A 16,055-nucleotide genomic window follows, 5' to 3' on the forward strand; every position below is an offset into this window, starting at 1 on the left:
GTAGCGGACTGCTTTTGTTCATTAGGAGAATTTGATGAAACGGTATTTTTTTGAAAGAAGTCGAATATTCAGTATTCGGAAACTAACGGTTGGTGTAGCCTCTGTGGCAGTTGGACTAGCTTTTTTTGCATCTGGAAATGTTGTTGCTAACGAAGTTGTAACAGAGCCAAAACTAGAAGTGGAAGGTCAAGCAAAAGAAGTAATCGATGTTGATAAAGAAAAAGCAGAAACAGTTAAGGAAACTAAAGAAGTAGCGACTCCTGTTAAAGAAGATGTAGCTGAACAAGTAGCTCCTGCTACGGAAAAAGTAACAGAAGAAACTAAAACTACTGAAGAAGCTGGCGATTTACTACCAGCAGAGATTCCTGACCGTGCTTATCCTGATACACCAGTGAAAAAATTGGATACTTCAGCTATTGTATCAGAAAAGGATAGCCCCAAAGTAGAAACGAAGAGTATTTTAAAAGCTGAAGAATCAAATGCAACTGAAGTTGAGAAAGATAATAGAGCTATTATCAATGGTGGTCAAGACCTTAAGCATATCAATTATGAGGGTCAACCTGCTACATCAGCTACCATGATTTACACAATTTTCAGTTCACCTCTAGCAGACGGTGGAACTCAGCGTTACCTCAATTCAGGTTCTGGTATCTTTGTAGCTCCAAATATCATGTTGACAGTGGCTCATAATTTCTTGAAGAAGGATGCCGAAACCAATGCTGGTCATATCTTAGGTGGTGATACCGCTAAGTTCTACTACAATGTCGGCTCTAATACTCCAAAAGAAAGATCTTTACCAACTTCAGGAAAGGATATTTTGTTTAAGGAAAAAGATATTCATTTTTGGAATAAAGAAAAGTTTGGTGAAGGTTACAAGAATGACTTAGCCTTGGTTGTAGCTCCTATACCACTTCAGATTGCAAGCCCAAATAAGGCTGCAACCTTTACTCCTTTAGCAGAGTATCGAGAGTATAAAGCGGGAGAACCTGTTAGTACGATTGGTTATCCTACAGACTCAAGCTCACCAGAATTGAAGGAACCAATTGTACCTGGCCAATTGTATAAGGCTGACGGTGTTGTTAAAGGTACTGAAAAATATGATGATAAGGGAACTGTTGGTGTCACTTATCGTTTGACTTCTGTATCAGGTCTTTCTGGTGGCGGTATCATCAACGGTGATGGTAAAGTTATCGGTATTCACCAACGTGGGACTGTTGACAATATGAACATTGCTGAAAAAGATCGCTTCGGTGGAGGTCTTGTCTTGTCTCCAGAACAACTGGCATGGGTCAAAGAAATCATTGACAAGTACGGTGTCAAAGAAGGTTGGTACCAAGGCGATAACGATAATCGCTATTATTTTGACTCGAAGGGACAATTGCTCAGAAATACAACAGCTGTCATTGGCGGAAACAAGTATGCCTTTGACAACAGTGGTCTAGCAACCTTAGTTGAAGGCGTTGACTATGGCCGAGTAGTTATCGAACATGTGGACCAAAATGATAATCTAGTCAAAGAAAACGATACGTTTGTAGATAAGGCAGAAGTTGGCGCTCAATTCAACTATAACTATAAAACAGAAATTGAAAAGACTGACTTCTTCAAGAAGAATAAAGAAAAATATGAGATTGTATCGATTGATGGCAAAGCTATCAATAAACAATTGAAAGACGCTTGGGAAGATGATTATAGTGTTGTGAGCAAGGCTCCTGCAGGAACTCGTGTCATCAAGGTAGTTTATAAAGTGAATAAAGGTTCTTTTGAAGTTCACTATCGCTTGAAAGACTCTGATAAAGAGTTGACAACTGCAGATGTGGATAATAACGAAGGTAAGGAATACGATGTTTCCTTTGTTCATAGATTCCAAGCCAAAGAAATTGCAGGTTATCGTGCAGTAAATGCAAGTCAAGAAGCAACTATCAAGCATAAAGGGGTGAATGAAGTTATTTTTGAATACGAAAAGATTGAAGATCCAAAACCAGCAACTCCTGTAACTCCAGTGGTTGATCCAAAAGATGAAGAAACAGAGATTGCTGATTACGGTCCACTTCCAAGCAAGGCTCAATTGGACTACCACAAGGAAGAATTGGCTGCCTTCATCCACTATGGTATGAATACCTATACTAACTCTGAGTGGGGTAACGGTAGAGAAAATCCTCAAAACTTTAACCCGACGAACCTTGATACAGACCAGTGGATTAAGACATTGAAGGATGCCGGATTCAAACGAACAATTATGGTCGTTAAACACCATGACGGATTTGTCATCTATCCTTCTCAATACACAAAACATACCGTAGCTGCTAGCCCATGGAAAAATGGTAAGGGTGACCTTCTTGAAGAAATCTCAAAATCAGCAACTAAGTATGACATGAATATGGGTGTGTACCTATCACCATGGGATGCAAATAATCCAAACTATCACGTGAATACTGAAAAAGAGTACAACGAATACTACCTTAACCAACTCAAGGAAATCCTTGGCAATCCTAAATACGGAAATAATGGTAAATTCATCGAAGTATGGATGGACGGTGCGCGTGGTAGCGGAGCTCAAAAAGTAACCTATACCTTTGACAAGTGGTTCGAGTACATCAAGAAAGCTGAAGGGGATATCGCTATCTTCTCTGCTCAACCGACAAGCGTCCGTTGGATTGGTAATGAACGTGGAATCGCTGGAGATCCAGTTTGGCATAAAGTCAAGAAAGCTAAAATCACCGACGATGTGAAGAATGATTATCTCAATCATGGGGATCCAGAAGGAGATATGTACTCAGTCGGTGAAGCAGACGTTTCTATCCGTTCAGGTTGGTTCTACCATGATAATCAACAACCAAAATCAATCAAAGATTTGATGGATATTTACTTCAAGTCTGTTGGTCGTGGAACGCCACTTCTACTCAATATTCCACCAAATAAAGAAGGTAGATTCGCAGATGCAGATGTCGCCCGCTTGAAAGAATTCCGAGCAACCTTGGATCAAATGTATGCGACTGATTTCGCTAAGGGTGCAACAGTTACTGCAAGCTCTACTCGTAAGAATCACTTGTATCAAGCAAGCCACCTAACAGATGGTAAGGATGATACCAGCTGGGCACCAGCAAATGATGCTAAAACGGGTGAATTTACTGTCGATCTTGGTCAAAAGAGACGCTTTGACGTAGTCGAACTCAAAGAAGATATCGCTAAAGGTCAACGTATCTCTGGCTTCAAGGTTGAAGTTGAGCTCAATGGACGTTGGGTACCATACGGGGAAGGGTCAACTGTTGGTTATCGTCGCCTTATCCAAGGTCAACCAGTAGAAGCACAAAAGATTCGCGTGACCATTACTGGTGCACAAGCGACACCTATTTTGACAAACTTCTCTGTTTATAAGACACCAAGCAGTATTGAGAAAACAGACGGCTACCCTCTAGGATTGGATTACCATTCAAATACAACAGCTGATAAAGAAAATACAACTTGGTATGACGAATCTGAAGGTATCCGCGGAACATCTATGTGGACAAACCAAAAAGATGCTAGCGTCACCTACCGTTTCACTGGAACAAAAGCATATGTAGTATCTACAGTGGATCCAAACCACGGTGAAATGTCAGTTTACGTGGATGGTCAAAAGGTTGCAGACGTTCAAACCAATAATGCATCTCGTAAACGTAGCCAGATGGTTTATGAAACAGATGATTTGGCTCCAGGTGAACATACCATCAAACTTGTTAACAAGACTGGTAAACCTATTGCGACTGAAGGTATCTACACTCTTAACAATGCCGGCAAAGGTATGTTTGAGATGAAAGAAACAACTTATGAAGTTCAAAAAGGTCAACCGGTTACTGTAACCATTAAGCGTGTTGGTGGTAGCAAAGGAACAGCAACAGTCCATGTTGTAACAGAACCAGGAACAGGGGTTCATGGTAAAGTGTACAAGGACACAACAGCTGACTTGACTTTCCAAGATGGTGAAACTGAGAAAACAATCACGATTCCAACAATTGACTTTACAGAGCAAGCTGATTCAATCTTTGACTTCAAAGTGAAAATGACTAGCGTTTCTGATAATGCCCTCCTTGGTTTTGCTTCAGAAGCTACGATTCAAGTGATGAAGGCAGAACTACTCCAAAAAGACCAGACAAGCTATGACGATCAAGCAACTCAGCTTGACTATAGCCCAGGTTGGCACCATGAAACCAATTCATCAGGTAAATACCAAAACACTGAGTCTTGGGCATCATTCGGTCGATTGAATGACGAGCAAAAGAAAAATGCTAGTGTAACAGCCTACTTCTACGGAACAGGTCTTGAGATCAAAGGATATGTGGATCCAGGACATGGTATCTACAGAGTAACGCTAGACGGTAGAAAAGTCGAGTATCAAGATGGTCTAGGGAATGCGTCTGAATACAACGGCAAGAAGTACTTCAGTGGTACAGCTACTACCCGTCAAGGTGGTCAGACTCTCGTTCGTTTGACTGGACTTGAAGAAGGTTGGCATGCTGTAACCTTGCAATTGGATCCAAAACGTAATGATACTACGAGAAATATTGGTATCCAAGTTGACCAGTTCATCACTCATGGTGAAGCTAGTGCTCTTTATACCAAAGCAGAGTTAATCCAAGCCATGAAGAGCTGGAAGGATGAGTTGGTTAAGTTTGACCAGACAAGCTTGAAGAATACTCCAGAGGCACGTCAAGCCTTCAAGTCAAACTTGGACAAACTATCTGAGCAACTTTCAGTAAGTGATGCGAATGCACAAGAAGTTCTGAAAACAGTAACAGCCTTGCAAGCAATCCTTGATAAGGAAGAGAACTACGGTGTCGAAGAAACGCCAGCCCAACCAGAAGAGCCTAACTACGACAAGGCTATGGCAAGTCTGACAGAAGCGATTGAAAGAAAAACAGCTGAACTCGGGGAAGACAAGGAAGCTAAGAAGAAGCTAGTTGCATTAACAGAGCAAGCCTTGACAGCCATCCAAGAAGCTAAGACTCAGGATGCAGTAGATAAAGCCTTGCAAGCAGCTTTAGCATCTATCAACAGTCTTCAAGCGACATCAAAAGAGGAGCCAGCTCCAGAAGAACCTGCAAAACCAGAGGAACCTAACTATGACAAGGCTATGGCAAGTTTGGCAGAGGCTATTCAAAACAAGAGCAAGGAACTCGGAAACGATAAAGAAGCTAAGAAGAAACTAGTTGAGTTGTCAGAACAAGCTCTTACTGCTATTGAAGCAGCCAAGACTCAGGATGCAGTAGATAAAGCTTTGCAAGCAGCTTTAGCGTCTATCAATAGTCTTCAGGCGACACCAAAAGAAGAGCCAACTCCAGAAGAACCTGCAAAACCAGAAGAACCAAACTACGACAAGGCTATGGCAAGTTTGGCAGAGGCTATTCAAAACAAGAGCAAGGAACTCGGAAACGATAAAGAAGCTAAGAAGAAGCTAGTTGAGTTGTCAGAACAAGCTCTTACTGCTATTGAAGCAGCCAAGACTCAGGATGCAGTAGATAAAGCTTTGCAAGACGCGTTGGTATCCATCAATAAGCTTCAAGCAACTCCAAAAGAGGAGCCAGCTCCAGAAGAACCAGCAAAACCAGAGGAGCCAAGCAAGCCAGAAGAACCAGCAAAACCAGAAGAACCAAGCAAGCCAGAAGAACCTGCAAAACCAGAAGAACCAGCAAAACCAGAAGAACCAAGCAAACCAGTAGAGCCTAAGCTTGACTACGATAAAGCTATGGCAAGCTTGTCCGAAGCCATTAAAAGTAAAACAGCTGAGTTGGGTGATGACAAGGAAGCTAAGAAGAAACTAGTTGAACTAGCAGAACAAGCCTTAGCTGCTATTGAAGAAGCCAAAACTCAGGATGCAGTAGATAAGGCCTTGCAAGACGCGTTGGTATCCATCAATAAGCTTCAAGCAACTCCAAAAGAGGAACCAGCTCCAGAAGAGCCTGCGAGACCAGAGGAGCCAAGTAAGCCAGAAGAGCCTGCGAGACCAGAGGAGCCAAGTAAGCCAGAAGAGCCAAGCAAACCAGAAGAACCAAGTAAGCCAGAAGAGGAAGTGAAACATTCAAATCTTCCAATTGAAGGTGTTAAAGAATTGAGTGTAACTCAACCAAGCCTTGAAGTAACGACAGATCCGATTGCCTTCAATACGATTCGTCGTGAAAATTCTCTCTTAGCTAAAGGTAAGGAACAAGTCGTTTCTGAAGGAAAAGACGGACAAGTAACGACTTATGTAGAAGTTGACGGCAACGATCGTAAGGTTGTTAAGGTTGAACGTGAGGAAGTTCAAGACCGCATCGTTGAAGTAGGTACTCAAGAAGGAACTGCTATGCCGACAGAAGGCGTTATGAATCTGGACTTTAACCTACCAAATCTAAAAGTAGAGAAAGAACCAATTGCCTTCAAGACTGTTCGCCGTGAGAATGCTAATTTGGCTAAAGGTAAGGAACAAGTCATTTCTGAAGGAAAAGAAGGTCAAGTGACTACTTATGTAGAAGTCGATGGTGGCAACCGTAAGGTTGTTAAAGTAGAACGTGAGGAAGCCCAAGATCGCATTATTGAGGTTGGTACTAAGGAAGAAACTCCATCAACTGATAGCAAATTGAAGGTCTTGAAAGATTCTTCAACTAACTTGAAACTGATCGCCCGAGAAGGGGACCTAAATGGAGGTTCTGTTCTAGAGGTCGATAAGGTTGCTGATCAGGTTCTAGAAGGTCGACGTTTCGATGCTTATCAAGTTCAATTGAAAAATGAGAAAGGCGAACTCGTTCAACTGAAAGGTGTAGCCCTTGTTCAAGTCACTGTGGCGTCAGATGTAGCCAATGTCTATGCCATGAATGCAAATCAAGAATTGCAGGAAGTGAAGTTTGAACAAAAAGGTTCATCCCTTGAATTTGTAGCTCCACATTTAGGTGTCTATGCAGTAGTGTACAAAGATGCACCTCAATCAGATGCACCAACAAATGTAGAAACTCCTGCACCACAACCAATGGGAGAAGACAAGCTAGAGGCGAAGGGAACTGTAGCAGATTCTGCTAGCAAACAGTTACCAGCAACAGGAGAAGAAGTCAGTTCAGCTCTCTTGCCTGCCCTCACTCTAGTTTCAGGAATGATGCTATTCTTCTTCAAAAAAGAGATGAAGGATTAGCAGAAACTAAATCAAAGAACGTGTTTTGAAACACAAAAAAAGGGAGTCCCATCGTGGACTCCTTCTTTTATTGATAACGTTATTCCAAACAGAAAACCCTGAATTGTTTTCAATTTCAGGGTTTTCTATTTCTTGTATTTCTACGATAACCATTCAGTCTATTATTTTCCCAATAGCTATTAAAGATTTTTTCTTTACTTTCGCGATCAATCTCTAGGAAATAAGCATAGAGTAAATCAATGATAATCAGCATTGGAATCTGAGCAGAGATTCGTTGGATATAAGAGGCCTGGCTTTGGCTTGCGACTAATACTGTTTCTGTAAATGCTTGAGTATCCTTATTCGGTGCACTTGTAAATAGAACCGTCTTGGCTCCCATGTCCTGGGCATCTAATAAACTGTCTATGATAGACGGTGTTGTTCCTGAGAGGGAAAAACCAAAGACCAAACATTTTTCATCAATGATACTAGTCGTCCAGGCAAAACCGTCTGGATCGGTTAAGGCTTCACAGACGACACCCAATCTCATAAAACGTAGCTTCATCTCACGTGCAACTAAACCAGAACTTCCTGTTCCGAAAAAATACACGCGTTCTGATTGGTCAATCATCTGAGCCACACGTTCCAATTGCTCATCGTCAATCAATCCTTGAGAAATTTCTCGCAGGTTTGCATAACTTCTGAGAACTCTTTGAGTCAAAGGATTCATATCCTGTTGAGGAGCAGAAAGAGTGTCTTTTTGTTGTTGATATTTGAAGATGAACTCTCGGTAGCCCTTAAAACCACATTTCTTGGCAAAACGAGTGAGCGCCGCCTGGGAAATATGAAGTTTTTGCGTGACTTGTTGAGAGGATAAGTCATCATTTATGGTATCTGCCTGCAGAAAATAGCGGGCAATTTCTTGCTCTAAATCGGTCATCTCTTCAAAGTGAAGGTCAATGATTGTAGAAATATCTTGCTTATTCATGGGACTCCTTTTATAGCTATTTGCCAAAATTACTTTGACAAATCTAACAAATAAAATAGCGCTTACCTCCATTATATCATAGAAAATAATTTTTGGACCAAAAAGGAAAAGTCTTTTCTTTTTCCATAATTTTCGGATTAAATTATGGTACAATGAAGAGTGTGATTTTGATTAGAAATGAGATTGATGTGTATGAGAAAATTCAATAGCCACTCGATACCGATACGGCTTAATTTGTTATTTGCAATCGTCATTTTGCTTTTTTTAACAATTATTGGCCGTTTGCTTTATATGCAAGTTCTTCATAAGGATTTTTATGAAAATAAACTAGCTTCTGCTAGCCAAACTCGAGTAACCATGGGTTCCGCTCGTGGAGAAATTTATGATGCAACAGGAAAACCTTTAGTCCAAAACACCGTTAAACAAGTTGTTTCATTCACACGAAGTAACAAGATGACTGCGGCTGATTTGAAGGATATTTCTAAAAAATTGTTGACTTATGTCACAGTCACTTCTCCAGAGTTGACGGACCGACAAATGGCAGACTACTACTTGGCGGATGCCGAAGCTTATAAGAAAACAGTTGAAGCTCTTCCAAAAGATAAACGGTATGATTCAGATGGCAATCAACTTTCTGAATCTGAACTCTATAACAACGCTGCTAATAGTATTGCAGCTAATCAGATGGACTATTCCGAGGATGAAAAGAAGGCAATCTACCTCTTTAGCCAACTCAATTCAGTAGGAAATTTTGCTACAGGAAATATTCAAACAGATCCTTTGAGTGATACACAGGTAGCTGTAATTGCTTCTGCTTCAAAGGAATTGCCAGGTATTTCTATCTCTACCTCATGGGATCGAAAGGTCTTAGAAACTTCTCTTTCATCTATTGTCGGAACTGTTTCTAGTGAAAAATCAGGTCTTCCAGCAGAAGAAGTGGATGCGTATTTGAAAAAAGGTTACTCGCTCAATGACCGCGTCGGGACTTCCTATCTTGAAAAACAATACGAAGAAGTCTTGCAAGGGAAACGGACCGTCAAGGAAATCCATTTGGACAAGCATGGAGACATGGAGAGCGTAGAGAATATAGAAGAAGGTAGCAAGGGAAAAAACATCAAATTAACCATTGATTTGGCCTTCCAAGATAGCGTGGACAGTCTCTTGAAGAGTTATTTTAATTCTGAACTTGCAAATGGTGGTGCTAAATACTCAGAAGGTGTTTATGCAGTAGCCCTTAATCCTAAGACAGGTGCTGTATTAGCCATGTCAGGAATGAAGCATAATCTGGAGACTGGTGAATTGACACCAGACTCGCTAGGAACAGTGACCAATGTTTTTGTACCAGGGTCTGTCGTTAAGGCAGCCACCATCAGTTCTGGTTGGGAAAATGGGGTCTTGTCAGGCAACCAAACCTTGACAGACCAACCAATCGTCTTCCAAGGTTCTGCCCCTATCAATTCCTGGTATACCCCTTATTACGGTTCCTTTCCGGTTACAGCCGTTGAGGCTCTAGAATATTCATCTAATGCCTACATGGTTCAAACTGCGTTAGGAATGATGGGTCAGACCTATCAACCAGAGATGACAGTCAAAACCAACCAACTTGAGTCTGCCATGGGAAAACTACGCGCGACTTTTAGTGAGTATGGTTTGGGTGCTTCTACAGGTATTGACTTGCCCGAGGAATCAACAGGATTTATCCCCCAAAAATTTGACTTGGCTAATTATTTAACTAATGCTTTTGGCCAGTTTGATAACTACACACCGATGCAATTAGCCCAGTACGTTGCAACGATTGCTAACAATGGTGTTCGTCTAGCTCCACATATTGTCGAGGGAATATACGACAACAATGATAAGGGTGGCCTTGGGGAATTGATCCAAGCAATAGATACCAAGGAAATCAACAAGGTCAATATTTCTGAATCAGATATGGCAATCTTGCACCAAGGATTTTACCAAGTATCGCATGGAACTAGTCCCCTTACGACAGGACGGGCGTTTTCAGATGGCGCTACTGTTTCTATCAGTGGTAAGACCGGTACAGCTGAAAGCTATGTAGCTGGTGGTCAAGAAGCTAATAATACCAATGCTGTGGCCTATGCTCCAACAGAAAATCCTCAAATTGCAGTTGCAGTAGTCTTTCCTCATAATACCAATTTAACCAAAAATGTTGGGCCAGCAATTGCTCGCGACATTATCAATCTATACAACCAACACCATCCAATGAATTAGAAAGGAAGCCATGCTTTACCCAACACCTATAGCTAAGCTGATTGACAGTTATTCTAAACTTCCAGGGATCGGGATTAAGACAGCAACCCGACTGGCCTTTTATACCATTGGGATGTCGGATGACGACGTCAATGAATTTGCAAAAAATCTCCTTGCAGCCAAGCGAGAATTGACCTATTGCTCTATTTGTGGGCGTTTGACAGATGATGATCCTTGTTCTATCTGTACCGATCCTAGCCGAGATCAGTCAACGATTCTGGTCCTTGAGGATAGTCGTGATGTCGCTGCCATGGAAAATATCCAAGAATACCACGGACTTTACCATGTCTTGCACGGCTTGATTTCCCCTATGAATGGGATTAGCCCAGATGACATCAATCTCAAAAGTCTCATGACGCGCCTCATGGATAGCGAGGTTTCAGAGGTCATCGTAGCCACTAATGCAACTGCTGATGGTGAGGCGACTTCCATGTATATCTCTCGACTTCTCAAACCCGCAGGGATCAAGGTTACTCGTCTAGCGCGAGGTCTAGCAGTCGGAGCTGATATCGAATATGCGGACGAAGTAACGCTCTTAAGAGCTATCGAAAATCGTACAGAACTCTAGTCTGTAAGATTAATGATAGAAGCAATTAGCTAGTAGATAAGATTTTAAGAAACATAGAGACTGGATTTGTTTTTAATCTAGTCTCTTTTTTGCTATTCAAGTTTAAAAAAAGAGACAAATGTGATATACTAAAGAGCAAGTATTCTAGTAGAAATAGGACAATCATATGAAACAAACAATTATTTTATTATATGGTGGACGCAGTGCAGAACGTGAAGTGTCTGTATTGTCAGCTGAGAGTGTCATGCGTGCGGTCAACTATGATCGTTTCGCAGTCAAAACCTTCTTTATCAGCCAGTCCGGTGATTTCATCAAAACCCAAGAATTTACCCAAACTCCTGGACAAGATGAACGTCTCATGACCAATGAAACGATTGATTGGGACAAGAAAATTGCTCCAAGTGCCATCTACGAAGAAGGAGCGGTTGTTTTTCCAGTTCTTCATGGACCTATGGGAGAAGACGGTTCCGTTCAAGGTTTCTTAGAAGTCTTGAAAATGCCTTATGTCGGTTGCAACATCCTATCTTCAAGCCTTGCTATGGATAAAATCACAACTAAGCGTGTTTTGGAGTCTGCTGGGATTGCCCAAGTTCCTTACGTAGCGATTGTTGAAGGGGATGACTTGACTTCTAAGATTGCTGAAGTTGAAGAAAAATTAACCTATCCAGTCTTTACTAAACCATCCAATATGGGATCTAGTGTCGGTATTTCTAAGTCTGAAAATAAAGAAGAACTCCATCAAGCTTTAGAGCTTGCCTTCAAGTACGATAGTCGTGTCTTGGTAGAGCAAGGAGTCAATGCACGTGAAATCGAAGTTGGCCTCTTAGGAAACTATGATGTCAAGAGTACGCTTCCTGGTGAAGTTGTCAAGGATGTAGCCTTCTATGACTACGAAGCTAAATACATCGATAACAAGATTACGATGGACATCCCAGCTAAGATTAGCGATGATGTGGTATCGGTAATGCGCAAGAATGCCGAAACTGCCTTCCGTGCTATTGGTGGACTTGGTCTCTCACGTTGTGACTTTTTCTATACAGATAAGGGAGAAGTTTTCCTAAACGAGCTCAACACTATGCCAGGATTCACCCAATGGTCTATGTATCCCTTACTTTGGGACAATATGGGAATTTCTTATCCAGAATTAATTGAACGTTTAGTTGATCTTGCTAAGGAAAGTTTTGACAAGCGTGAAGCGCACCTATTGTAAAGACAGACATAAGGGCGAGGAAGGACTCCTTGCCCCTTTTTAAAGGAGTAAACATGAAACTTACGATTCACGAAGTTGCGCGTGCCGTCGATGCAAAAAATGATGTGACAGGATATGCGGATAGCCCGCTAGTCAAGGCTGAGTTTGATAGTCGCTTGATTGGATCTGGGGATTTATTTGTGCCACTAAAGGGAGCGCGTGATGGTCATGACTTTATTGAGACGGCTTTTGAAAATGGCGCAGCTCTAACCTTGTCAGAAAAGGAAGTGGCAGATTATCCTTACATTTTAGTGGATGATGTTCTGACAGCCTTTCAAGCTCTTGCAGCTTATTACCTTCAAAAGACAGGAGTAGATGTCTTTGCTGTTACAGGTTCAAATGGGAAGACAACGACCAAGGATATGTTGGCTCATTTGCTTTCTACAAGCTACAAAACCTACAAAACGCAAGGGAATTACAATAACGAAATTGGACTACCTTATACAGTTCTCCATATGCCGGATGACACTGAGAAATTGGTCTTGGAGATGGGACAGGATCACTTGGGAGATATTCATCTCTTGTCTGAACTAGCTCGTCCAAAGACAGCTATTGTGACTCTGGTCGGAGAGGCACATTTGGCCTTCTTTAAGGACCGTTCAGAGATTGCCAAAGGGAAATTGCAAATCGCTGATGGTATGGAGAAAGGTGCCTTGCTCTTGGCGCCATCTGATCCCATTGTAGAGGATTATCTACCTACTGATAAAAAGGTGGTTCGCTTTGGTCCAGGTGCAGAACTCGAAATTACAGACTTGATCGAGCGTAAGGGTAGCTTGACTTTCAAGGCTAATTTCTTGGAGCAGGCCCTTGATTTACCAGTAACTGGTAAGTACAATGCGACCAATGCTATGATTGCATCTTATGTTGCCCTGCAAGAAGGAGTGACTGAGGAGCAGATAGGTCAAGCCTTCCAAAATCTAGAGTTGACCCGAAATCGTACCGAGTGGAAAAAGGCTGTCAACGGTGCAGATATCTTATCAGATGTCTACAATGCCAACCCAACAGCTATGAAGTTGATTTTAGAAACTTTCTCTGCTATCCCAGCTAATGAAGGTGGTAAGAAAATAGCAGTTCTGGCGGATATGAAAGAACTTGGAGACCAGTCTGTTCAACTCCATAATCAAATGATTTTGAGCCTTTCCCCAGATGTCCTTGATACCGTTATTTTCTACGGTGAAGATATCGCTGACCTAGCTCAATTAGCCAGTCAAATGTTCCCAATCGGTCATGTTTATTATTTCAAGAAAACAGCTGATGAAGACCAGTTTGAAGCTATGCTTAAACAGGTCAAGGAAAGTCTTGGCGCACATGACCAGATTCTGCTTAAAGGTTCGAACTCTATGAATCTAGCCAAGCTAGTAGAAAGCCTAGAAAATGAGCACAACTGATTTCGCCAAAGCTATTCAGAGAATGTTAGCTATCACTGATACTGGGTTGACCTATTCCAAGGATCCTTATGACCGTGAACGTTATGAGGATTTACGTCAGATTTTATGGAGTGTCTTGCAGGATCAAACAGAGCTCGGTCAAGAGGAATTGACTGCAATTTTAAAACCAACAGGTAGCTATGCAACTCCCTTGATGGATGTAAGGGCATGGATTGTTCAAAATCAGAAGATTTGCCTGGTTAGAGGACAAGGAGAGGATACTTGGGCATTGCCTGGTGGCTTTGGTGAAGTAGGATATTCTCCTAAGGAAAATATCCGAAAAGAAGTTCAGGAAGAAACAGGCTTTTCTGCAGAAGTAGGCTCTTTATTAGCGGTTTTTGATACCAATCGCTTTCAACTTCAGAACAAACAGTATGCCAAGTTCGTCTTTGCCTGTCAGTTATTAGATGGACACTTTCAAGAAAATCAAGAAGTTGCAGAACTAGGATTTTTTGATATTGAGAATCTGCCTCCCCTATCTGAAAAACGAATAACCAAGAAACAAATGGAAATTCTATGGCAGGTCTATCAGGGGGAGCGGGAACAATATGTCGATTAGAAGCGTTGCCTTATCTTAAGGAAGCTAGCTTCTGTTACATAAAAAATAAGAAAGTGAAATAAGCTGGCAGCAGAGTTCCTAGTGAACAATCAAAATCGCTAGCTTATATGAAAATGAGGAAAATTATATGAATGTTTGGGATGCTTTATTTACCACCCAGCCGACGGAGCCACCCCAATTTGGATTTACTTGGTACGCAAGTCTATTTACATTATTGGCAGTGACTGTTTTTTTAGCTTATCGCTATAGAAACAATACAATCTGCCAGCGATTTTTCCAGATTTTACAGGCCACTCAATTAATTCTTCTCTACGGTTGGTATTTGGTCAACCAGATGCCTCTGACAGAAAGTCTGCCCTTTTATCATTGCCGTTTAGCAATGTTTGTAGTGCTTTTGACCCCGGGAGTCTCTAGAGTCAAACAGTACTTTTCTGTGCTTGGAACCTTTGGGACATTGGCAGCCTTTGTTTATCCAGTGCCAGATCCCTATCCCTTCCCCCACATCGCTATTCTGTCTTTTATTTTCGGACATTTAGCCCTCTTTGGAAATTCCTTGATTTATCTTTTAAAGGACTATGATGCTAGTTTATTGGATTTCAAACGAATCCTAGTCATCACATCTTCGCTTAATGCGCTGATCTTTGTGGTTAATCTAATGACGGGTGGAGATTATGGCTTTTTGACAAAACCACCATTGGTTGGAGACCACGGTCCTTTGATCAATTATATAGTGGTTACGCTGTTCTTGACTTGCGCTATTTACTTAGTTTCTAAGGCGTTTCAGACCATGCTTGAGGAGAAGGGTGAAAGAAGACTACGAATCTGGCAAAAATGAAAAAATATTTTCCCAACCGCTTGACTTTTATCTGAGAATTTTGATACAATAGTAGGCGGTATTGTTTACCCCATTTGTAAGGCCCCGGAACCTTTCAAATAACTTGCGGACCGGAACATCCGCCCTGTAAACAAAAACGATATTCATAATAGGAGAAATCATGAACAAAACTACATTCATGGCTAAACCAGGCCAAGTAGAACGCAAATGGTACGTTGTTGACGCAACTGATGTACCTCTTGGACGCCTTTCAGCAGTTGTTGCTAGCGTGCTTCGCGGAAAAAACAAACCAACATTCACACCACACACTGATACAGGTGACTTCGTAATCGTTATCAATGCTGAAAAAGTTAAATTGACTGGTAAAAAAGCATCTGATAAGATCTACTACACTCACTCAAACCACCCAGGCGGATTGAAACAAATCTCTGCTGGTGAACTTCGTTCTAAAAATGCAGTTCGTTTGATCGAGAAATCAGTTAAAGGTATGCTTCCACACAATACTCTTGGCCGCGCTCAAGGTATGAAATTGAAAGTATTCGTTGGAGCTGAGCACACTCACGCTGCACAACAACCAGAAGTTCTTGATATTTCAGGACTTATCTAAGGAAAGGAACAATAAAGTATGTCACAAGCACAATATGCAGGTACTGGACGTCGTAAAAACGCTGTTGCACGCGTTCGCCTTGTTCCAGGAACTGGTAAAATCACTGTTAACAAAAAAGATGTTGAAGAGTACATCCCACACGCTGACCTTCGTTTGGTCATCAACCAACCATTTGCAGTTACTTCAACTGTAGGTTCATACGACGTTTTCGTTAACGTTGTAGGTGGTGGATACGCTGGTCAAGCAGGAGCTATCCGTCACGGTATCGCTCGTGCCCTTCTTCAAGTAGACCCAGACTTCCGCGATTCATTGAAACGCGCAGGACTTCTTACACGTGACTCACGTAAAGTTGAACGTAAGAAACCAGGTCTTAAGAAAGCTCGTAAAGCATCACAATTCTCAAAACGTTAATCAATACGATTATATCAACG

At 41.6% G+C, this 16,055-nt stretch carries 10 protein-coding genes; 9 read left to right on the forward strand and 1 reads right to left on the reverse strand.

All coding sequences use genetic code 11. The features are described 5' to 3' along the window. Window positions 1-34: 34 nt before the first annotated feature. Window positions 35-7,138, forward strand: a complete 7,104-nt coding sequence (locus tag KJR31_RS07225; protein ID WP_214262727.1) for an alpha-L-fucosidase — start codon at window positions 35-37, stop codon at window positions 7,136-7,138. A gap of 115 nt (window positions 7,139-7,253) precedes the next feature. On the opposite strand, the gene KJR31_RS07230 is transcribed toward KJR31_RS07225, so the two are convergent. Next, on the reverse strand, window positions 7,254-8,105 hold the full coding sequence (locus KJR31_RS07230; RefSeq protein WP_214262728.1) for a MurR/RpiR family transcriptional regulator: 852 nt from the start codon (window positions 8,103-8,105) through the stop codon (window positions 7,254-7,256). 192 nt (window positions 8,106-8,297) lie between these two features. On the opposite strand from KJR31_RS07230, the gene pbp2b reads away from it, so the two are divergent. The 8 genes from pbp2b (at window position 8,298) to rpsI (ending at window position 16,035) form a co-directional block, all read left to right on the forward strand. Beyond that, window positions 8,298-10,340, forward strand: a complete 2,043-nt coding sequence (gene pbp2b, locus KJR31_RS07235; protein ID WP_284444678.1) for a penicillin-binding protein PBP2B — start codon at window positions 8,298-8,300, stop codon at window positions 10,338-10,340. Between the two features lie 10 nt (window positions 10,341-10,350). Beyond that, window positions 10,351-10,947, forward strand: coding sequence for a recombination mediator RecR (recR, locus tag KJR31_RS07240; RefSeq protein WP_000966747.1), 597 nt, complete (start codon window positions 10,351-10,353; stop codon window positions 10,945-10,947). A 166-nt stretch (window positions 10,948-11,113) separates the two neighbouring features. Beyond that, window positions 11,114-12,157 carry a D-alanine--D-alanine ligase gene (locus tag KJR31_RS07245; RefSeq protein WP_214262730.1) on the forward strand — a complete coding sequence of 348 codons (1,044 nt, stop codon included), beginning with the start codon at window positions 11,114-11,116 and terminating at the stop codon, window positions 12,155-12,157. Between the two features lie 53 nt (window positions 12,158-12,210). Continuing rightward, entirely contained in the window at window positions 12,211-13,584 is a 1,374-nt protein-coding gene (locus KJR31_RS07250) for a UDP-N-acetylmuramoyl-tripeptide--D-alanyl-D-alanine ligase (protein WP_214262731.1), read from the forward strand. Next, window positions 13,571-14,182, forward strand: coding sequence for an NUDIX hydrolase (locus KJR31_RS07255; protein ID WP_214262732.1), 612 nt, complete (start codon window positions 13,571-13,573; stop codon window positions 14,180-14,182). The genes KJR31_RS07250 and KJR31_RS07255 overlap by 14 nt, the downstream gene beginning before the upstream one ends. Before the next feature lie 127 nt (window positions 14,183-14,309). Further along, window positions 14,310-15,017, forward strand: a complete 708-nt coding sequence (locus tag KJR31_RS07260; protein WP_214262733.1) for a YwaF family protein — start codon at window positions 14,310-14,312, stop codon at window positions 15,015-15,017. Between the two features lie 160 nt (window positions 15,018-15,177). Then, window positions 15,178-15,624 (forward strand): 50S ribosomal protein L13, encoded by a 447-nt coding sequence (gene rplM / locus KJR31_RS07265; protein ID WP_061418105.1) that lies wholly within the window; start codon window positions 15,178-15,180, stop codon window positions 15,622-15,624. An 18-nt stretch (window positions 15,625-15,642) separates the two neighbouring features. Beyond that, the gene (gene rpsI / locus KJR31_RS07270; protein WP_000075969.1) at window positions 15,643-16,035 is read left to right on the forward strand and encodes a 30S ribosomal protein S9; all 393 of its coding nucleotides are present in this window, start codon (window positions 15,643-15,645) and stop codon (window positions 16,033-16,035) included. Window positions 16,036-16,055 lie beyond the last annotated feature (20 nt).

Source organism: Streptococcus infantis (assembly GCF_018499575.1).
Classification (GTDB): domain Bacteria; phylum Bacillota; class Bacilli; order Lactobacillales; family Streptococcaceae; genus Streptococcus; species Streptococcus infantis_K.

Excerpts from the sequence above, each read along its gene's own strand:
- KJR31_RS07225 (WP_214262727.1), top strand. The coding sequence starts at position 35 with ATGAAACGGTATTTTTTTGAAAGAAGTCGAATATTCAGTATTCGGAAA.
- KJR31_RS07230 (WP_214262728.1), bottom strand. The coding sequence starts at position 8,105 with ATGAATAAGCAAGATATTTCTACAATCATTGACCTTCACTTTGAAGAG.
- pbp2b (WP_284444678.1), top strand. The coding sequence starts at position 8,298 with ATGAGAAAATTCAATAGCCACTCGATACCGATACGGCTTAATTTGTTA.
- recR (WP_000966747.1), top strand. The coding sequence starts at position 10,351 with ATGCTTTACCCAACACCTATAGCTAAGCTGATTGACAGTTATTCTAAA.
- KJR31_RS07245 (WP_214262730.1), top strand. The coding sequence starts at position 11,114 with ATGAAACAAACAATTATTTTATTATATGGTGGACGCAGTGCAGAACGT.
- KJR31_RS07250 (WP_214262731.1), top strand. The coding sequence starts at position 12,211 with ATGAAACTTACGATTCACGAAGTTGCGCGTGCCGTCGATGCAAAAAAT.
- KJR31_RS07255 (WP_214262732.1), top strand. The coding sequence starts at position 13,571 with ATGAGCACAACTGATTTCGCCAAAGCTATTCAGAGAATGTTAGCTATC.
- KJR31_RS07260 (WP_214262733.1), top strand. The coding sequence starts at position 14,310 with ATGAATGTTTGGGATGCTTTATTTACCACCCAGCCGACGGAGCCACCC.
- rplM (WP_061418105.1), top strand. The coding sequence starts at position 15,178 with ATGAACAAAACTACATTCATGGCTAAACCAGGCCAAGTAGAACGCAAA.
- rpsI (WP_000075969.1), top strand. The coding sequence starts at position 15,643 with ATGTCACAAGCACAATATGCAGGTACTGGACGTCGTAAAAACGCTGTT.